This is a genomic window from Allobacillus saliphilus, from assembly GCF_018138385.1.
GTDB classification, from domain to species: Bacteria; Bacillota; Bacilli; order Bacillales; family Alkalibacillaceae; genus Allobacillus; species Allobacillus saliphilus.
Genome location: NZ_JAGSIE010000046.1, coordinates 1 through 18,825 on the forward strand (window position 1 = coordinate 1; position 18,825 = coordinate 18,825).

At 38.9% G+C, this 18,825-nt stretch carries 16 protein-coding genes and 1 pseudogene; 3 read left to right on the forward strand and 14 right to left on the reverse strand.

The window, feature by feature from the left end; all coding sequences use genetic code 11:
- The 12 genes and pseudogenes from KC820_RS13780 to KC820_RS13835 form a co-directional block, all read right to left on the reverse strand.
- Window positions 1–237, reverse strand: a pseudogene (locus KC820_RS13780) (hypothetical protein); the annotation flags it as partial.
- 24 nt (window positions 238–261) lie between these two features.
- A complete protein-coding gene (locus KC820_RS13785) occupies window positions 262–1,656 on the reverse strand; it encodes an ATP-grasp fold amidoligase family protein (protein WP_212371207.1) in 1,395 nt (464 codons plus the stop codon).
- Window positions 1,631–3,790 (reverse strand): glycosyltransferase family 2 protein, encoded by a 2,160-nt coding sequence (locus KC820_RS13790; RefSeq protein WP_212371205.1) that lies wholly within the window; start codon window positions 3,788–3,790, stop codon window positions 1,631–1,633. Before KC820_RS13790 ends, KC820_RS13785 begins: the two co-directional genes overlap by 26 nt.
- A gap of 4 nt (window positions 3,791–3,794) precedes the next feature.
- Window positions 3,795–5,669, reverse strand: coding sequence for a glycosyltransferase family 2 protein (locus KC820_RS13795; protein ID WP_212371203.1), 1,875 nt, complete (start codon window positions 5,667–5,669; stop codon window positions 3,795–3,797).
- A gap of 71 nt (window positions 5,670–5,740) precedes the next feature.
- Window positions 5,741–7,279: an ABC transporter ATP-binding protein gene (locus tag KC820_RS13800; RefSeq protein WP_212371200.1), complete on the reverse strand. Its 1,539-nt coding sequence runs from the start codon at window positions 7,277–7,279 to the stop codon at window positions 5,741–5,743.
- A 27-nt stretch (window positions 7,280–7,306) separates the two neighbouring features.
- A complete protein-coding gene (locus KC820_RS13805) occupies window positions 7,307–8,098 on the reverse strand; it encodes an ABC transporter permease (RefSeq protein WP_212371198.1) in 792 nt (263 codons plus the stop codon).
- Between the two features lie 31 nt (window positions 8,099–8,129).
- A complete protein-coding gene (locus tag KC820_RS13810; protein WP_236782662.1) occupies window positions 8,130–8,954 on the reverse strand; it encodes a glycosyltransferase family 2 protein in 825 nt (274 codons plus the stop codon).
- Complete coding sequence (locus tag KC820_RS13815) at window positions 8,933–10,066, reverse strand: glycosyltransferase (protein ID WP_212371196.1); 1,134 nt, start codon at window positions 10,064–10,066, stop codon at window positions 8,933–8,935. The genes KC820_RS13810 and KC820_RS13815 overlap by 22 nt, the downstream gene beginning before the upstream one ends.
- Before the next feature lie 15 nt (window positions 10,067–10,081).
- Window positions 10,082–11,188, reverse strand: coding sequence for a glycosyltransferase (locus KC820_RS13820; RefSeq protein ID WP_212371193.1), 1,107 nt, complete (start codon window positions 11,186–11,188; stop codon window positions 10,082–10,084).
- Between the two features lie 151 nt (window positions 11,189–11,339).
- Window positions 11,340–12,209: a UTP--glucose-1-phosphate uridylyltransferase GalU gene (gene galU, locus KC820_RS13825; protein WP_212371191.1), complete on the reverse strand. Its 870-nt coding sequence runs from the start codon at window positions 12,207–12,209 to the stop codon at window positions 11,340–11,342.
- Between the two features lie 24 nt (window positions 12,210–12,233).
- Window positions 12,234–13,172: an LCP family glycopolymer transferase gene (locus tag KC820_RS13830; RefSeq protein ID WP_212371189.1), complete on the reverse strand. Its 939-nt coding sequence runs from the start codon at window positions 13,170–13,172 to the stop codon at window positions 12,234–12,236.
- A gap of 34 nt (window positions 13,173–13,206) precedes the next feature.
- Window positions 13,207–13,347: a hypothetical protein gene (locus KC820_RS13835; RefSeq protein WP_212371187.1), complete on the reverse strand. Its 141-nt coding sequence runs from the start codon at window positions 13,345–13,347 to the stop codon at window positions 13,207–13,209.
- Window positions 13,348–13,489: 142 nt separating this feature from the next.
- Between KC820_RS13835 and KC820_RS13840 the strand changes: the two genes are divergently transcribed.
- The 3 genes from KC820_RS13840 (at window position 13,490) to KC820_RS13850 (ending at window position 16,117) form a co-directional block, all read left to right on the forward strand.
- On the forward strand, window positions 13,490–14,689 hold the full coding sequence (locus KC820_RS13840; RefSeq protein WP_212371185.1) for an MBL fold metallo-hydrolase: 1,200 nt from the start codon (window positions 13,490–13,492) through the stop codon (window positions 14,687–14,689).
- 24 nt (window positions 14,690–14,713) lie between these two features.
- On the forward strand, window positions 14,714–14,971 hold the full coding sequence (locus KC820_RS13845) for a DUF3006 domain-containing protein (protein ID WP_212371182.1): 258 nt from the start codon (window positions 14,714–14,716) through the stop codon (window positions 14,969–14,971).
- A 117-nt stretch (window positions 14,972–15,088) separates the two neighbouring features.
- Window positions 15,089–16,117 carry a YheC/YheD family protein gene (locus tag KC820_RS13850; protein WP_212371180.1) on the forward strand — a complete coding sequence of 343 codons (1,029 nt, stop codon included), beginning with the start codon at window positions 15,089–15,091 and terminating at the stop codon, window positions 16,115–16,117.
- A 47-nt stretch (window positions 16,118–16,164) separates the two neighbouring features.
- Here KC820_RS13850 and KC820_RS13855 read toward each other — a convergent pair whose 3' ends face one another.
- Together KC820_RS13855 and KC820_RS13860 are read right to left on the reverse strand one after the other, a co-directional pair.
- Window positions 16,165–18,159: a methyl-accepting chemotaxis protein gene (locus KC820_RS13855; RefSeq protein ID WP_212371178.1), complete on the reverse strand. Its 1,995-nt coding sequence runs from the start codon at window positions 18,157–18,159 to the stop codon at window positions 16,165–16,167.
- 24 nt (window positions 18,160–18,183) lie between these two features.
- Window positions 18,184–18,552 (reverse strand): chemotaxis protein CheX, encoded by a 369-nt coding sequence (locus KC820_RS13860; RefSeq protein ID WP_212371176.1) that lies wholly within the window; start codon window positions 18,550–18,552, stop codon window positions 18,184–18,186.
- Between the last annotated feature and the right edge of the window lie 273 nt (window positions 18,553–18,825).

An 18,825-nucleotide genomic window follows, 5' to 3' on the forward strand; every position in this document is an offset into this window, starting at 1 on the left:
TCGAAAGAAATAATGTGTTTTATTTCCATCGGATAACGAAAACAGTTGGCCAGGCTCGTCCACAAACCATGTTTCCATTTCTTTGAACTTCTCACTGTCTTTCACATGCCACTTCAACGTCAGTCCTCTACGCCATCCCTCTAAAGCAATAGCATAGGAATCAAGATAGTTACCTTGAATTCCATCTAATATTTCAGGCGGAAGGTGTTTCAGCCATTGGTTATCTTGCTCGTTCATTGTTGAAAGCCTCCATTTTATTCTCTATACCTTAAGTATATCGCTAAATGCGTCAAATTTCTTCCCATGTAACATGCCTGTCACTAATCGATTTTCGGCTTCTAAGAAACAGTCACCTAACCAGCGGTCGATTGTTTCATCAAATTCATCATAATTGCCGGGTTTTGGAGTAAATTCCCCGAAAACTAACCCTTCTTCTCCCCTCAAAAAATCGATTCGCATGAAAGGGGACGGGATTTGTCGACTGATTTCATTGACTTGTTCTAATTCTTCTTGAGTGAATCCTTCTCCTTTGAACAATTGATCATTGTATTTACCCGTAAGTAATGGTTTTCCTTCAGAAGTCCACCAACAATATTGCATCTCTGGATATCGGATGATTTCCAAAATCAGTGGGGTTTTTCCGTAAAAACTATAAAATTTCAAATCTCTTGCAGGTTGTTTGTTCTCTTGATTTTCGTAAATTAATTCTTCATAACCCCAAGAATCTTCACTGACCCATTTTGTTTGTATGTCTTTTTCCATTTGTTCGCGTAGTTGTTCTGTGTCGCGTAGTGTCTGATTTCGTTTAATGTCGACAATATTGTTAGCTGTATGTAAGAGATAAACACCGCGCGCGCCTGCGCCGTCCAATGGTTTAATAACGGTTCCTTCATTTAAGGGAAGCTCATCTTTCGTATAGCCTATCTCACTCGTTGTAGGTCTTCTGATTCCTAGTTGATCAACGAATTGATATGCTACCGATTTATCATCCAAGATCCAATCGGAAAGTGGGCCATTCAATTGGTGTTGACGGATTCGTTTCGTTAAGCTGCCTCGAAATGATGAAACCGACTGTAAAGATAATGGGTCGTCAGACAATGCGCTGCGCACCAGTGGTTCTGAAACATCTTCTGCTGCCATTGTTTGAAGAAGATAGTCAAATACAACTAGCTGGTATTTTTTCATTTCAGGTCGATTAAATAGTCGAATGGCGTGGTGGAATGTATCGAGATAGTTTTTATCATGTACCTTCTTTTGATATACAAGGTTCTCTATAAAATGAATCAGATTTCCCTTTTGGTGTTCATCTGTCAAGGTTTGCATCATTTGATATGTGTTTAGTAGCCGGTCGTCGATGCGGAGTCGGTTCAATTCAGTTTGTAATGTGTAGATGGATGATTGCATTGTTTTTAATCTATTTTTTATTTCTTCATTTGCAGAAGAATTAGTTTCTACCTTATCGGACTTCAACCTATTTCCAATTTTCCACGTACGGCTATTTTCGATTTGCTGAATCTCCTTCTTGCCACTATCGATTTCTCGTTTAATTTGTGCAATTTCACTTTCGAGTCTATACAGCTTCTTAGCTAGAAGTTCATCGTCCATTTCGACATCGTCAAAGGAAGATTGATTATATGAGTTGTTGATTTTTTTCACTATGATTTACCTCCTTTGCGTGTGGACTGAGAAATTCCTTAATTAGTGATTGGTACTTTTCAGGTTCTGTCTTTGCATTGGGCCAATCTTTTTTCGATAAGTCAATATTTCGCAGTTCACGAGAATGGTTTTCATGCAGCTTTTCTCGTAGGATTTTGTCAGCCACATACCATTTTCCTTTACGGTTGAAGTATTGGAGTAGTCGATGTGATGATAATCTCACTGGTTGAATTTTATTTGATCGAATGCTCTTTTCGTCATATAAAATCACTTTTACGGTTTGAGCTTGTATTTCTGGAATGAATTTTTGGATTTCTTGCAATCCATTCAATCGATATACGAATAACAATGAACAAGATACTCTCTCGCCATACGTAATCATTTGAATGATATCGCCGTCAATTTCATTTCGAAATAATGGATCAATTTTTTTCGGCGCTTGATGTCTGTATTCTACTAATTGAACGAATCCAATCCGTTTCCCGAGCTTTTTTAACAGTTGTAATTCATGAATCAACCGGTCATTTGGCTGACGAAAATCCGTTGCAATGATGAAATCAAAATGTCTAGCTTCCCACCTCGCTTTTTTCCGTTCTGGTTTCATTGGTTCTGGTACTGGAAAAAGTCGTTCTTTTTGGTGTTGTGGATAGTGGAGTGTTTCTGCTTGGCTGTGAAACGACTCAAAACTTTCCACGTATTCTTTTCGTGCGCCTTTAAAATGACCGTCGTAGCCAAAAGCACTGCTGGCCGTTAAAGAATTTGTTGATTGTCTTGGTAATGATAACGGTCCTGTTTCCAAGTCGACGATGCTTTCTTTACCGAATACATGGACTAACCTGCGTTTATATTCTCCATCACCCGCGAATCGTACCTCATCCCAGTAACCGACTTTCGTCATGACAGGTTCTTTTCTAAACATTAAGGAAGACATGTTTGGAAAAATGAATCTGCCAAAGAGACCCCTTCGGTAAAAATTCAAATCCTCTGTCAATCTGGCATGCTCACTCGTGTTAGCAATAATACTTGGATTCTCAAGCAAGTGATTCACCTGGCGTTCAATTTTCCTTGGATGTGACCAATCATCTGCATCATTGACTGTAACAAAGTCTCCAGTGGCATTCGTCAACCCAATGTTCCGTGCAACGTAGGGGCCACTGTTTTCTGGTGTTTGTAGAAGCTGTACTCTATTGTCTTTCTCTACATATGATTCGACAATTTGGGTTGTGTCGTCTGTACTTTGATCATCAATCACAAGCAGCTCTATGTTTTTCCAGCTTTGTTTTAAGATTGAATCAATCGCTGTTTCAATTCCGTTTGCTGCATTATATACCGGTAATAATACTGATACTTTCGGTCCGTTTTCAATTGTCGCTTCTGGTGCCTTTGCTGCTAAACGATCATAAAGGCTTGTTGCTTTCTTGGAATTTAGATAAATGGTCTCCAGTCCATAGTCAGTGAGAACTTGATTGATCCAGTCGAGTTTTGCATTTATCTTTGTTTCCATATTAGTTAAGGCAAGCAGAACATCAGGATTCTCTTTAAGTGTTTTTGCTCGAAGAAGAATCTCTTTTGCCATAACTGGCCGTTCAAGTGTCATAAGCAACTCTGATTCCATAATGGCTAACTGTTGAATCTGCTTGTCGTCTTCTACTGCGTTGGCCAATGTTTTCACATAAGGCATTGCAGCCGTAGCGTCAAAGCTCGTATATTGGTTGGCATGCCATAATAGAAGTTCTTTAGCGATAGCTACTTTTTCGTACTTATTTTTAGGATTAGCGAATTTTTTTCTAAGATCTTGCAAGACAGCTTCTTCCAACCCGTACTCATATAAATACATCCTGTATTTCTTCAGTTGATTTTCAGCATGTTTTTGTCTATATGATTTGCTATAGAGCTGTCTAGGATCTCTCCGTCTAAGCGCGATTCCACCGAGCAATTTTACTTGGCGTGTGGCATCCCTTTTTAGCTTGCCAACGGATTTCACTACAGACTGAATTTCACCAAACGCTCTTCTTTTTTGTTTCAATTGCATGCGAATATCTTTACGCTCTAAAAGCAGTTCTTCTTTTTCCATCTCTTTCTGTTTAATCTGTTGAGCAAATTCAGTTTTCGGTACCCGATCCCGGTTTACCATATATCTATTCTCCCTTATCCACTGCTTCTATCATTCCACTAACTGAACGATTCATATAGATAATGTGGTTGACATCAAAATATTCTTCGATTAATTCAGCTGTGTTGCCTTGGCTTTCTGCTTTGACAAATGTTTGTGTCGAGTGGATTGTCGGCGTATACTTTTGTTTTGGTGATAAAATGTCAGATTGGTAAATAACTAAATATGTCGTTTCAACCTTTTCTCCATAAACGATAAACTGCACTTGTTCTTCATCAAGTTGATCGAGAATCGATGGCTGTAATTGATCTTTTTTCGATAAATCATAGGTATACATTTGGACTAAACCAATTCGGTTGAACTTTTTCTTTAGGTGTTGCAATTCATTCTGAATCGGAATTGATATATAGTCATAGCGGAAATCAGCAACGATTATTAAGTTGAATTTTCGTTTTCCATCAACTTTTTCTTCTCTGTTCGGCCACATTGGTTCTGGAACAGGAAAAGGTCGTTTATATTGGTTCATTGGATAATAGAGAAAATCATTATCTCGATGGAAGTTTTCAAGCATACTTACATAATGCTTGCGAACTCCCTTGAAATAACCGTTATAACCAAAGGCTGAGCTTCCTGTCAATGATGCAGCTGTCTGTCTTGGTAATGATAATGGCCCAGTTTTTAAATCAACGTACTTTCTTTTTCCAAACACTTTGACGATTCTTCGTTTAAATTCACCATCAGCAGCAAATCGAACTGAATCCCAGTAGCCGACTTTTCGAAGCACTGGCTCTCTTCTGAACATAATTGAAGACATGTTTGGGAAGATATATTTACCTGGTGTTCCTCGACGGTAGAACGTTAAATCTTCCGTCAATCGTGCGTGTTCGGATGTATTCGCGATGACACGTGGATTCTTAATTAAATGACTTACTTGAATTTCAATCTTTTGTGCATGTGACCAATCGTCTGAGTCATTAATCGTCACAAATTCACCTGTCGCTTCACGAAGCGCTATGTTTCTTGCAACGTATGGTCCACTATTTTGTGGCGTTTGCAATAATTTCACGCGACTATCTTTCTCCATAAAATCTTTGACAATTTCGATCGTATTGTCTGTGCTGTGGTCATCAACGACAAGAACTTCTAAGTTGCCCCATGTTTGAAGCAGAATCGATTCAATCGCTGTCCGTAACCCTTCTCCTGCATTATAAGCCGGGATAATAACAGATACTTTAGGGCCCAATCGCTGAGTTAATAGCGTAGATTCCATCCATAAATCGTCATAAGTTGGTTCTTCACGGTCTAAGAAAGTGATTCGTTCTAGACCATACATTTCCATGACTTTGTTCATTAAGCTTAACTTGTCGGTAATATTCGTTTCATGATTTACTTTTGCTAGATAGAGATCCGGGTGTTCTTTCATTTTTAATGCTTTGTCGATTACATTCTTTCCGGTATGATGAACATGCAAAAGATCACAACATTCCGCTGTGATAATCGCAAGTTTTCGGAGTTTCTCGGGATTCGTTTCTCCACGGACAGCACGCTTAATGTAAGGCAGTGCTTTCTTAGCTCCATCGACCGTGTTTCGATTCATATGCCAAAGAGCAATCTCCCAGGCAATTTCTCTTTTCAACGAAATGCTTTCTGTTGTTTGGTAGAAGTTCTCGAGATCTTCGAGTGCTTTTGTTTCAAAGCCTAAATTATATAGGTGGAATTTCAATTGCTTCATCTTTTCTTTCTCGGCGGAACGCTTTCCACCACTGATGAGTTTTTGAAGCATCTTTTTTTGTTTATCCGGTAAGGCGTCGCCAATTGCTTTCCGCTGTTTTTCTGTCAACAACGTATATACACCAACGTCAATTCCTTTTTTCACTGCTTTTTTCACTGGATTAGCCATGTTGAACCCCACCTTTATAAAGATTGGCTTTCATTTTTTTATTATAATTGTACTAGTAAGTCATTTTTGATCTACTGTGGCTTCTTCTGCATAGTCACTGGTTTAGATACTACTTTTTTCTTCGTTCCTGTCATTGCTTCTCTATATTTCGCTACGATTTCTTCCGCTGGTCCATCATCGATAATTTGTCCTTGTTCCATCCAAATTGCTCGCGTGCACACCTTCTCTACAAAGCCCATACTATGGGAAACGATGATGACTGCTTTCGCTTTTTCCATCATGTCTTGAATACGTTCACTAGCTTTTTGTTGGAACGCGACGTCTCCCGTGGATAATGCTTCATCGATAATGAAGATGTCTGGTTTAAGAACAGCTGCAATACTAAACCCAAGTCTCGATTTCATCCCGCTTGAATAAGTCTTTACTGGCCGATAAATGGCATTGCCGATTCCTGAGAATTCTACAATTTCATCATACTTTTCTTGTACGCGTTTTTTTGGAATTCCTAACAACATAGCGTTTAAATAGATGTTATCTTCACCAGACAGTTGAGCATTAAATCCTGTTCCGTAACCTAGAAGACTTGATGTTTCACCATTAACCTCTAAATCACCTTCATCTGGTTTATAAATTCCTATTAGAAGTTTACAAAGTGTACTTTTACCCGCCCCATTATGACCAATGATCCCGACGACTTCGCCTTCTTTAATTTCAAAGCTGAGACCTTTGTTTGCCCAAAATGGTGTTTTCCGGTTTAATTCGAATTTAAGACCAACATTCTCGGCTTTGACGACCGGTTTATCCAACACGGTTGTTTCTGTTTTGTTCAGTTGCAGACTCCGGCGTTGTCTAGGCTTTACTTTAGGTAAAGTAGCGCGGTATTTTTGAATAATTTCTTTCGGGTTACCCTCATCTCTTACTTTTCCGTTTTCCAACCAAAGTAATCGGTCACAGTTTCGCTGTGCAAAACGCAGACTATGTGTAACCATAATGACCATTTTTGCGTTTTTGACGAGTTCTTTAAGTTTCTCAGAAGCTTTTTTTCCAAAGCGAGCATCACCGGTATTTAGTGCTTCATCAAGAATTAATATTTCAGGCTGTAAGTGAGCCGCCACACTAAAGCCAAGTCTCGCTTTCATACCGCTGGAATAACGCTTCATCGGTTGATCGATAAATTGGCCAATTTCTGAAAAGGCCACTATTTCTTCTATATACTCATTAATGATTTTTCTAGAAATTCCAAGCATCATGCCGTTTAAATACACATTTTCTCTTCCTGTTAATTCGGCATTAAAACCCATTCCATAAGAAAATAGAGCTGTTACTTTTCCGTCAACTTCGATTGAGCCTCGATCGGCTTCCAAAATCCCGGCGACCACTTTACTTATGGTCGTTTTTCCAGCCCCGTTTGAACCAATGATTCCTAAAATTTCACCTTCATGGCCATCAAAGGTAATATCCTCCAATGCCCATGTCTCTTTACTTTTTTTATCTTTTTTCTTACCCGTAAACAAGCGAAATGCTTTTGACTTAATATCATCATTATCATGATTGACAAATGCTACGCCAACGTTTCGGGCTTTGATAACATCTTGTGTTTTTTCGGTCATCACAACCAACTTCTTTCTAAAATACTATTAAAGCACTTTAATAATTTTATGCTCGTTTTTACTGTAATGGTTGATCATCAATACAATCACAGTGAGTGAAATGACAAAGATGACTGCTAAACCAATAAAGTCAGGCGTCGTATGAAACATTAAAATATCACGATAAGAGTCAACGATAATCGCAATCGGGTTATAGTCAACAACCCACTCTAAATTGTAATCCGATCGTGCTAATCGCCCGCCCTCCCAAATAATTGGCGATGCATAAAAGAGCACGCGAATGACATGGGTCATAATATTATCAATATCTCGGACAAAGACGTTGATATAAGCTAAGAAAAAACCTATTGCCATCAAGAAAACTAATGTAACCAACATAATGAGTGGCAAAAAGACGACTTCCCAGCCAGGGATGATTCCATTGAATAATAAAAACACCGCGACAACGATTAAACCAAATAGATAGTTGAAGAGCTGTGAAAATGTAAACGATAATGGAAAAATCGCTTTTGGCAAACTCACTTGGTTAATGATCGAACTGTATCGCAAAATCGATTTTGATGCACTGCTGATGCTCGAACTGATCCAACGCCATGCGACAAGACCTATTACAAGGAACACTGCATAGTTGAATTCATCATTTTCGCGGCCTAGAACGATTACGACCAAGAAGAAATAGACAACCACATTCAGTAATGGATCTAACAGCCACCAAAAATAACCGAGGTAACTGTTTCGGTGTTCTGCTTTCAGTCCTGATTTAATCAAATAATATAATAAGTCTTTTCTTTTTAAGATTTCCTGAATATATGATTTCATAACGAACTCCCACTCACATTTTACTGAAGCTTTAGGCTTGTTTTTTACTCATCTTCGTTTTCAATGAGTTTTTGATTCCTTTAAATGCGTAATGAACAAAGTAATAGCTACTCTTTAATAAGTTTTGATGTTCAATCTGACGGTAAACATACCACTGACCCTTTGCGGCTTTCAACTTGTTGCTAGAGACTGTATTCTGTCCCATTCGATATTTCGCAAGTACTTCTGGAAATCCATAAGCTTTGAATCCTTGTTTTGTTAACGTTAACCAATACGCATAATCTTGTCTTCTACGAATATTTTCCATCTCTTGGTTTCCTACTTTTTTTCGATCGATCATCACTGTTAAACATCCGATTACACAGTGTTTCATCAAATCATGGTATCCTACCGATTTAGGCGCCTTCGATATGTTTCCAGTAAGTTTCTCTTCGTCATCCATTCGAACATATTTTGTAAATGAAAAGGCAATATCCTTTTCTTGCATAAAGGCTAATTGTTTTTCCAGCTTTGTTGGAAACCATTGATCGTCACTGTCCAAAAATGCGATGTATCTACCTTTGGCCGCTTTCATTGCTGTGTTTCTTGCAACAGCTGCACCGCTATTTTCTTCTAACTGAATAAGTCGTACTCGAGAATCTTTTGTTACATATTTTTCAACAATTTCAACTGTTCGGTCCGTCGAGTAATCATCAACGACAATTATTTCATAATCTTGATAGGTTTGGGCCAGAACTGAGTCGATTGTCCCGCGTATCGTCTTTTCTGCATTAAATGCAGGTGTGATGACCGAGACTGTTGGATTGTTACGATCTGCTTGTTGCATTTCATCACCTATTTTATCTCTGACAGCCATTCATCATATAATTCCACTAAATGATTGGCTTGAGTTTTCCAATTCAATTTTTCCTGTACTGCTTTTTTTCCGTTTTCACCCATTTTACGAGCTTCTAGCGGATTTTGTCTTAAATATTCAATCGCTTCATAAATTGCTTGCTCATCGTACGGATCGACAGCAATACCGCATTGATACTGTTCAATAAACTCTTTCCAACGATCAAAGTTCGAACAAATAATTGGTAAGCCTGCATTCATGTATTCGAAGAACTTTGTCAGTTCCTTTTTTAAGTAATGGTCCGTTGGTGGAAATAGAGCTACACCTGCTAGCCAATTTGTATTGAGGTAGCTTTGTTCGATTACTTCTTTTGGTATGAACTGGTCAATACCTTGTATATGAATTCGATTGACGTTTTCTCCGGCAACTTGTTCAATTTCATCCGCAAACTTCCGTGGACATTTACCGATAAAGTGCATTTGAATCGTCGGATGAATGTTTGGCAAGTTCCCATGGATTTTTGCTCCTCTTTCTAAATCCACATTCCCCGTATAGATTAGCTTGTCTTCAATTGGTTGCTCATCGCGACGGTGAGAGATAAACTTTTTGTTTACTGTAGGGTAATTTAATACCCATTCGCCCGTTGGATAAATCTCTTGATAGTATTTCTCTGCCAGCACTTTTTTAAAAGGTTTTGTGATGACTTTCTCAACTGTACGGAAACTCTTTTTAATTAATAACTTTAAGAATTTATTTAAGTAATCTTTTTTTATTAAACTCGTCACGAAATCTTCATGCACATCGTATACTACGACATTTTGTTTCTTTTTTAACAATCTAGCAACTAGCATCAATTCTGGATCATGAAAATGATACACGTCCGCATCTAGTTGTTTTGCTTTTTTGTATGCTTGCCATGGGGCAAAGAGCATTCGTTTTAACTTACCATCGTAAGTTTCTAATGGAATGTGTGTAATCTCTTCACTTAGCTCTCCCGTGTTTGGGTCTTTTTGAGCGAGAAGGGTTACATCATACCCAGCTTCTTTAATCGACAAGCATTCTTTATGATAAATTCTTGGGTCAAACGGATGATGCACGGTTGTCATATGAACGATTTTCTTGTTTGACCGCATGTCCTCAGCTCCTACTCATTTGACTGCTTCTTTAAATACTTCTTCGTATTGTTTAACGATTTTATGGACATCGAAGTCGCTTAATCGTTCGTATCCTTTTTCGATGATTGCATTCTTTTCATTTTCTTGTAATAACAAAATATCTTTCATTGCTTTAGTCAGTTCTTCTGTATCTCCTATTGGAACAAGTTTTGCGTATTTGCCATTTTCCAACACTTCTGTCGCACCTGGTTCGCATCTCGTTGATACAATCGGAACACCTGTAGCCAATGCTTCAGCGAGTACGTGTCCAAAGCCTTCCCGTTTCGACGTAAGGACGAAGAGATCTGCTTGGTGGAAAAACGCATAGGGATTCTCTTGAAAACCGACTAAATGTACACGGTCTTGAATACCTAATTGCATCGCTTGTTCTTTCAATTTTTCTTCTAGTGGTCCTTCACCGAGAATCAATAATTGAGCGTCTATTTTTGTGGCCAATAATGCAAAGCTTTTTATCAATGTTTGTTGATCTTTATCTTCTACTAGCCTACCAGCAGTGACGATTGTTTTTTTACCATTCGTAAAATAAGGAAGTTCTATGTTTTCTTTCATTTTCTCACTAATTGAAATGATGTCGACTGGATTATAAATGACTTGCAGTTTCTTTTCGTTTACACCATAGCGACGAATCAAATTATTTTTAACTCCATTAGATAGCGCAATCACTTTAGTTGAGAACCGATAGAATAAGCCATATACTTTTAATTTTGTATCCGTCTTTCGGTCGCCACCTAGAAAAGCCGCTTCTCGAATGACGTTTTTCGCCCGTGTGTACGATAGTAATCGAGCTAATATCGCGATTACGTTGTAATTGGGGATCGTACTGAACACGATGTCCGCTCGTTCTTTTCGAATAATTTTCGCTAACGGTAAAATAGATTTTCGTAATCGTTTTGTATCAAGTTTTATAAATTTAATATTTTTATTTAGAAACGGCTCGTAGCTACCTTCGTAATTGCAAGTAACCAATACAGGGCGAAACTTGTCCTGATCAATGTTATTCAGGATGTTCAAGAAAGTTCTTCCTGCCCCACCCGAACCTAAAAAATAAATAAAAAAAACGACGGTTATTGGCTTTTTCATGCCATGCCTTCCTTCTAATTTGCAATGTTATACTCAAGAGATTATACCATATTGTAGGTATGAATAAAATTTAATAGGTAATGCGTGAATTTTAGCAATAGTCATGACATAAACGACAAAAATCCTCCGATAATAGTGGAGGATTTTATAATTATGATTTATTGACCAATTCTTTCAGAAACGGCAATAAATCTTTTCGAATATCTTCTCTTTCTAAGGACATTTCGATCATCGTTCGAATATAGCCTGTAATTTCACCTACATCGTATCGTTTACCTTGAAAATCATAGGCGAAAACCGATTCAGTTTCATTGAGTCGCTGAATGGCATCCGTTAATTGAATTTCATTCCCGGCGCCCAACTCTTGATTTTCTAATAAATCCATAATTGCTGGAGTCAAAACATATCGACCCATGATTGCTAGGTTTGAAGGCTCTTCACCAAATGCTGGCTTCTCAATAAAGTTCTTTACTTTATAAAGTCTTCCGTCCTTTTCGGATGGATCAATAATGCCATACCGGTCTGTTTCTCCATCTGGAACAGTTTGTACGCCGATTACGGATCGTTGTTTTTCGTTGTATTGGTCAATGAGTTGCTTTAAACCTGGTGTTTCAGCTTGAACAATATCATCACCTAACAATACTGCGAAGGGTTCGTTGCCGATGAACTTCCGTGCGCTCCATACGGCATGACCAAGCCCTTTTGGTTCTTTTTGACGAATATAATGAATATCGACATTCGAAGATTTTTTAACCTTTTCTAATAAATCGAATTTCCCTTTTTTCTCTAAAGTTTGTTCCAACTCTAACGCATGATCGAAATGGTCTTCAATCGCACGTTTCCCTTTACCTGTGACAATAATGATATCTTCTATGCCAGATGCAATTGCTTCCTCGACAATATATTGAATCGTAGGTTTATCAATAATCGGTAACATTTCTTTCGGCAATGCTTTTGTAACCGGCAAAAAACGTGTACCCAAACCCGCTGCAGGAATAATTGCTTTTTTAATTTTTTGCATGATTAGCCCTCATTTCAATCATTATTACTTTTGATTTTCATGCTCATCAACCAATTGTTGCAGTCTCGCCTTCTCTTCATCGGACACGACATAGTACCAGATACCGTTCATTCTCGAGCCGCTTCCATTCACTTCTTCACGGATGGTTTCTGAACGTGTACCGCGATAATCCATAAATAGCTTGCGCATTTCTCCCATTTGTAAATTCGTTTCTACGTTCGTTCCTAATGCATCTAAAATATCTTGCACTTTCGTAAACGAACCAAAGCTCATACCCTTATCAATCATTGCATCGATGATTTGTTGTTGGCGATCATTTCTACCCATGTCACCTTTAGGATCTTGCTTTCTCATCCGGGAGTATGCTAGTGCTTCCTCGCCGTTTAAGTGCAACTCTCCCGTTTCAAAAGTCTTACCGCTTTGATTAAATTGGCGGTTGTTCTGAACGGTTACGCCACCAAGCGCATCAACGCCATCTTTCAACCCTTCCATGTTCACTTTTCCATAAAAGTGTACGGTCGTATCCAAAAAGTCTTCTACCGTTTGCACGGAAAGCTCAGAATTACCAAATGCATAAGCGTGGTTAATCTTGTCCATGCCTCTTCCTGGAATGTTGACGTACGTATCACGCGGAATACTGAGCATCAATATTTTATTCGTATCTGGATTTAATGAGAGGAAGATCATTGTATCCGATCGACCTTTATCGCCTTCTCGTTCATCGACACCTAATAGCAGTGCATTAATTGTATCTTTATCTTTAAACCGTTGTTCAATTTCTTCTTTCTTTTCTTGGTCTGAATCGAGTGGTTGGTACATTTCAGAGACAGCATCGTCTACTTGTTTATACAGGTAAGCGGCATAGATCACACCTGCCAATATTAATAAGCCTAGTACGATCAATACAATTTTTAGTCCTTTTTTATTCCCTTTTTGTTTCCGTTTGTCTTTTCTCGTTTCCATTTACTCTTCCCTCTCTATGAGTTCTTCAATTCTATTAGAAATTAAACAGGTCGCTCCAATCAAAATATTTTCTGAATAGGTCTGCGTCTGTCTGTGTGAAATATAGATAAGTAATGACGATTCCAAATATTATGTAGATGAAGCAACCTAGTTGCAGCTTCTTTTTACTGTCCATCGTTTCACTTCCTTGCCTCCCTTCATTTTACCTGGATTAGTGTTTTTTGTCACCAGTTTAGTTATTTTGTTGCATTGTGCTTTTGATTATTTATTGGTTCAATGAATGTTTGAAGCAATTTGTATGGGGGCAAAGGTACATCATGAAAAAAATCACTCTATTATTATTGACGTTTCTCATTCTAGTAAGTTGCAGTGAAACGGCTACAAATGAAAAAGATGTAGAAGAAAAATCGAACGAAGGGCTTGAAATTGAGGTTACAGATGAAAATAACCAAGCTGACGAGGATGCAAACAACTCAACTGCAAATCCTGAAGGTAAACTAACTGTCCATTATATCGATGTAGGCCAAGGGGATGCGACATTACTTCAGGCGGTAGAAGGCGAGGAAACATTCAATCTATTAATCGATGCTGGTGACTGGACAGGTGATGAAGTGGTTCCTTATTTGAAGTCTCAGTCTGTTGAATCTTTGGATGTTGTCATTGGGACGCATATCCACGCCGATCATATCGGTCAACTAGATGAAGTCATCCAAAAATTTCCGGTTGATGAAGTGTGGATGACGGGTAATGTACATACAACCAGCGCTTTCGAAGATGTGTTGACAGCGATTGAACAGTCTGAGGCGTCTTATGTTGAGCCGCGTTCTGGTGAAGAATTCGAAATCGGTCCGTTCTTGGTGGAAGTATACCACCCGACTGAGCTGTCCGGCGATTTTAATGATGACTCGATTTCAACTCGAGTGACTTATGGTGATGTGCGATTTTTGTTTACGGGTGATGCTGAGGCAGGTGCTGAAGAGGAAATGTTAGCTAATGGATTCGATTTAGATGCTGATATCTTCCAGCTGGGGCATCATGGTTCGAGCACTTCCAACACGCCCGCTTTCGTACAGGCGGTCGATCCAGAAGTTGCCATTTATTCCGCTGGGCTAGACAATGATTACGGTCATCCGCATTATGAGACGGTTGAATTGATGAATAAAATGGGTATTGATTTGTATGGAACCGAGGCACACGGCACGATTGTGGTTGAGTCGAATGGCGAGCGTTTTTCTGTCCAACCGGAAAGAGAGGCAACCATTAAGAAAGAGAAGCCTGATTTTCTGAAAAATAATGATGATCATGAGTCGGCAAAATCGCATGAGTCATGCATCGATATTAATTCAGCTAGTTTAAAAGATTTATATGACATTATTCACATCGATGAAGCACGAGCTGCGGAATTAGTCGAGCTACGACCACACCATTCATTGAATGGCCTGAAACGGATTTATGGCATCGGTGACGGTCGGTTGGCCGATATTAAAGAAGAAGGGTTAGCTTGTGTGAAAGAATAATTGTATAGCTAGGGAGGGGACACAATGAGTAAATATGAAGGTGTACTTGATCGGATTGAAGATGGACACGCAGTTATTTTAGTTGAAGAAGATAAAAAGGACTTTCTTTTGCCAGCGAACCATTTACCCGATTCGATTCAAACCGGTAGTCAGGTTGAAGTGACGATTGAGAATGGTGAAGTGAGTGATATCAAGCTTATCGATACGAATGCTGACAGAAAGACATCTTTAGAGAATCGGTTAAATAAATTGCGAAGTGAACGTGATAGTCGGAGAAAATAAATTATTTTAATTAGGTAGGCTCTAAATGAGGAGTCTACCTAATTTTTATTTTGTGGTTTTTATAACCTTCAATAGGGTATTAAAATATAAAGCTACCAAATCCATGAGGTGAATAACATGCAGATCGGATATATCAGAAATGCTAAGAAACCTAATAAAATGGTTAAAATGATCGCAAAGATGAGTGCTTATTACGGAAATGAGTTGGTATACTTTCGTCCAGCCGATATTAATTTTAAAGAAAAGACAATTTCGGGTAAGATATTGATTGATAATCGTTGGAAAACAAAAGAAGTAAATGTACCAGCTTTTATCGATATTAACCCTCCGATATTCAAAAACAAGAGAGCAGTTCAATTTTTGAAAACACACAGCAATTTATCTATGGATCGACGCGTCGGTTCTAAACATGAAATTAATAAGCAGATTATTGCTGATGGAACATATAAAGACTTAATTATACCTTATATCGTAAGCAGCGAATTTCGCCCATTTTATAAGTTTTTAAAAAAGCATAAAAAAATTATATTAAAACCAGTGGATGGTATACAGGGTAAGAAAATTTATCAAATATCGTGTAGTAAAGGGAAATATATTATTTCAAGTGGAAATGAAGAATATACGCTTTCAAAAAGGAAATTAAAGAAATTTTATAGCCAGAATATAAAGCAAAATAAATTTTTAATTCAAAAATATATTCATTCCAGAACTTTAGCGGGTGACCCTTTTGATGTCCGCATACGACTTGAAAAGAATGGTAAAGGTAATTGGTCAGTTGCTACTTATCTTGTTCGAATTGGTACTAGTCAGAAAGTCGTTTCAAACGTTGCTCAAGGTGGCAGCGTTAATAAGTTAAAGCCATTTTTACGGGCTAATTTCCCTCAACAATCTGAACGCTTAGAGGACCGAATCAAAAGCCTAGGAAAAGAATTACCACCAAAATTAGAAGAAATTTTCGATCAAGATTTAATCGCTTTAGGTTTAGACGTAGCGATTGAACCTGATGGAACCATCTATCTTTTTGAAGTAGAGACGAATCCAGGCAGAACTTTTGGTGAAGGGGAAGTTGCTATGGTGAAAGCAGATTATTATCATTATGTAGCCAAAAGAATGAAAGGTAATTCTCTGAAAACTGGTGTTAGTTAATAAAAAAGTTGCCCAAATGATTGTCATTGGGCAACTTTTTTAGCTATTTACACCTTAAACCGCTTCACTTGCTCCGTCAATTCTTCAGCGAGTTTCGCTAGTTCTTCGGATGCTCGGGTGACTTCTTCCATTGAGCTTGAAGATTGCTGGGCTGAAGCTGCTGTTTCTTCAATGCCTGCTGCGGATTCTTCGGAGACAGCGGCTATTTCTTGAATAGATGCGTTCATTTCGTCGGTGTTCGAAGTCATTGTTGTGATGTTATCGGATACGCTTCGAATATGTCTTGTCATTTCTTGAATGGATGTTTCAATTTTTTGGAATGTTTCACCGGTTTGTTCAATTTGTTCACGGCCTTTTTCAACTTCGGCATAGCCGCTTCTGAGCGATTCAGCGACATCTGTAGATTCAGTTTGAACGTTATTAACAATACCGGTAATGCTTGTGACAGATGAGCCGACTTGTTCAGCTAGTTTGCGTACTTCATCTGCGACGACGGCAAAGCCTTTTCCGTGTTCACCGGCACGTGCCGCTTCAATTGCTGCGTTCAATGCTAGTAAGTTGGTTTGATCGGCAATGTCTCGAATGACGGATACGAGTTCAGAGATTTGCTCGGTTTGGTCATTCAGCCCGCCCATTTTTTCAACTGCTGATTGAACGACTTTGTCGATGTACTCCATTTGGGAGACGGATTGTTTCATCAAGTCTGCGCCAGTATTCGTCATTTCTAATACTTGCTTGGATGATTCATATGCGTTATCACTGTTTGCGTTGGCAGCTGTCATCCGTTCTGTAAATGACTCCATTGTTGTCGATAGGTCCCCCGCACTGCTTGCTTGTGTTTCGCCACCTGATGCGAGTTCTTCCATTGTTGCTGCGATTTGTTCGGATCCTTCTTTCACCTCTCCAGCGGATTGGGTCATCTCTTCACTTTGCGCGGCTAAGTTTCCGGATGCCTGCTGTACTTGTCCAATCAAGGTTTTCAAGTTTTGTTGCATCTCATTGACGCCTGCTGATAGTTGTCCAATTTCATCTTTGGATTGAGCCTTAATATCAACTGTTAAATCGCCTTTACTCATTGCACGGACTTTTTCGGTCAGATTTTTTAATGGCACGGTCATTTGTCTTGTAACGAATAATATGACGGCTATACTGATGGCGATTGCAACCCCCATGACGACAAGAGTCGTTTTCCAAATACCGCTTGCCGCTTCATCAAATTCCGATGTATACATCGTGCCGACAGTTTTCCATCCTGTTTTTTCACTCGTGTCAAAAATCATTTCCTTCGATTCACCGTCATGCATATAACTTTCTTGTCCGTTTTCTGCAGATGCAACTGTATCTTTCCAAGCCTCAGTAACTGGGGTTCCCGTTTCTTCCGTTGGATGAGATAGATACTGGTTGTTTTGATCGATTAAAATGACGTAACCTTCTTCTCCAATTTTCATGGTACTCGCTAAGGTTTCAAGCTCTTCCAATTTAACGTCAATCCCAACAACTCCAGATTGATCATTCGTCGCCTGGGCAACGGTTATAACCATATTTTCCGTATCTGCATCTTGGTACGGTGGTGTAATGACCACCTCTCCTGGTGATTCCATTGCTTGTATGTACCAATCGCGCTCGGTTGGGTCGTAGCTCGCGTCGTTCATAGCTGGTTGTGAATACATATCTCCTGAATCCGTTCCCACATATACAAATGCTGTATCTTCATTTGTCAAAAAATATTGTGACAGCATGTCCTCTAACTCATCTGGTTTATTGTATGTAAATCGATGAATGACAGTCGCTAAATAGTTCAGTGCGTCTGATTTCTGGGTAATTAGTTGGTTGATTTCATTATCAACTACTTGAACGTTTGTCGATGCTGTCTTCATCACTTGGTCAGAAAGTTCTTCTTTAGCAGCGTTGTAGCTAACAATACCAATCACTAATGATGGAATGATTAAGATGATTAAAAAAGTCGATAGTAGTTTTGTCCGAATACTCCAGTCTTTGAAACGCATGCTTCGTTTTTGTTTAGTTTGTTTTTCCTTCTTCATGTTGTATTTCCTTTCTTTCTATCGTTATTGGTCGAGCAGTAAATAGATGGTTAGCTCATTGCCCGCTTCAATTGTGAATGGAATAGCGATCGACCGTTTGAAACCGGTCATTCGCATATCTCCTTCAACTAATGTCGGTGAAGTGATATCAATCGTGACACTTTGTTCACTGACGATGGTAGCCAGTCCACCGGCGACCATATTGCCGAACTCGCCGCAAAATGAGTTCAACATATCCCCGCTAAGTTCCATGCCAAACATGGAGGTGCCAATTACACCGAAAGCATTTTGGTCACCGGAAAATAATAATTGGCCCTTTACGTGACCGGTAATACCGATTAACACGCCAAACTGTGTATGTAGCTCCTTTGTGTCAGCGCTAGGTCTACCCATTTGTGCACGGGAATCGGGGTGGTTTGTTGAATCGATTGAATCGTTCCATTTAGCAGTGTTGTTATATGTTTACTGCTGTTTTCTTGAGTTGTCGTCATAAGGTTACCTCGCTATTTTTATGTATTTTTATTTTTATGCCCTCGATTAGTGGCAACTCTATTTATATCGGTTAATTTATAAAATTATTGATGATTTGATAATCGAGTAGGAGGAGGTAGTTAACCTCCGACCTCTCACACCACCGTACGTACGGTTCCGTATACGGCGGTTCAA

Excerpts from the sequence above, each read along its gene's own strand:
- KC820_RS13850 (WP_212371180.1), top strand. The coding sequence starts at position 15,089 with ATGCAGATCGGATATATCAGAAATGCTAAGAAACCTAATAAAATGGTT.
- KC820_RS13830 (WP_212371189.1), bottom strand. The coding sequence starts at position 13,172 with ATGGAAACGAGAAAAGACAAACGGAAACAAAAAGGGAATAAAAAAGGA.
- KC820_RS13800 (WP_212371200.1), bottom strand. The coding sequence starts at position 7,279 with ATGACCGAAAAAACACAAGATGTTATCAAAGCCCGAAACGTTGGCGTA.
- KC820_RS13820 (WP_212371193.1), bottom strand. The coding sequence starts at position 11,188 with ATGAAAAAGCCAATAACCGTCGTTTTTTTTATTTATTTTTTAGGTTCG.
- KC820_RS13805 (WP_212371198.1), bottom strand. The coding sequence starts at position 8,098 with ATGAAATCATATATTCAGGAAATCTTAAAAAGAAAAGACTTATTATAT.
- KC820_RS13790 (WP_212371205.1), bottom strand. The coding sequence starts at position 3,790 with ATGGTAAACCGGGATCGGGTACCGAAAACTGAATTTGCTCAACAGATT.
- KC820_RS13810 (WP_236782662.1), bottom strand. The coding sequence starts at position 8,954 with ATGGCTGTCAGAGATAAAATAGGTGATGAAATGCAACAAGCAGATCGT.
- KC820_RS13795 (WP_212371203.1), bottom strand. The coding sequence starts at position 5,669 with ATGGCTAATCCAGTGAAAAAAGCAGTGAAAAAAGGAATTGACGTTGGT.
- KC820_RS13855 (WP_212371178.1), bottom strand. The coding sequence starts at position 18,159 with ATGAAGAAGGAAAAACAAACTAAACAAAAACGAAGCATGCGTTTCAAA.
- KC820_RS13835 (WP_212371187.1), bottom strand. The coding sequence starts at position 13,347 with ATGGACAGTAAAAAGAAGCTGCAACTAGGTTGCTTCATCTACATAATA.
- KC820_RS13840 (WP_212371185.1), top strand. The coding sequence starts at position 13,490 with ATGAAAAAAATCACTCTATTATTATTGACGTTTCTCATTCTAGTAAGT.
- KC820_RS13845 (WP_212371182.1), top strand. The coding sequence starts at position 14,714 with ATGAGTAAATATGAAGGTGTACTTGATCGGATTGAAGATGGACACGCA.
- KC820_RS13860 (WP_212371176.1), bottom strand. The coding sequence starts at position 18,552 with ATGGGTAGACCTAGCGCTGACACAAAGGAGCTACATACACAGTTTGGC.
- KC820_RS13815 (WP_212371196.1), bottom strand. The coding sequence starts at position 10,066 with ATGCGGTCAAACAAGAAAATCGTTCATATGACAACCGTGCATCATCCG.
- galU (WP_212371191.1), bottom strand. The coding sequence starts at position 12,209 with ATGCAAAAAATTAAAAAAGCAATTATTCCTGCAGCGGGTTTGGGTACA.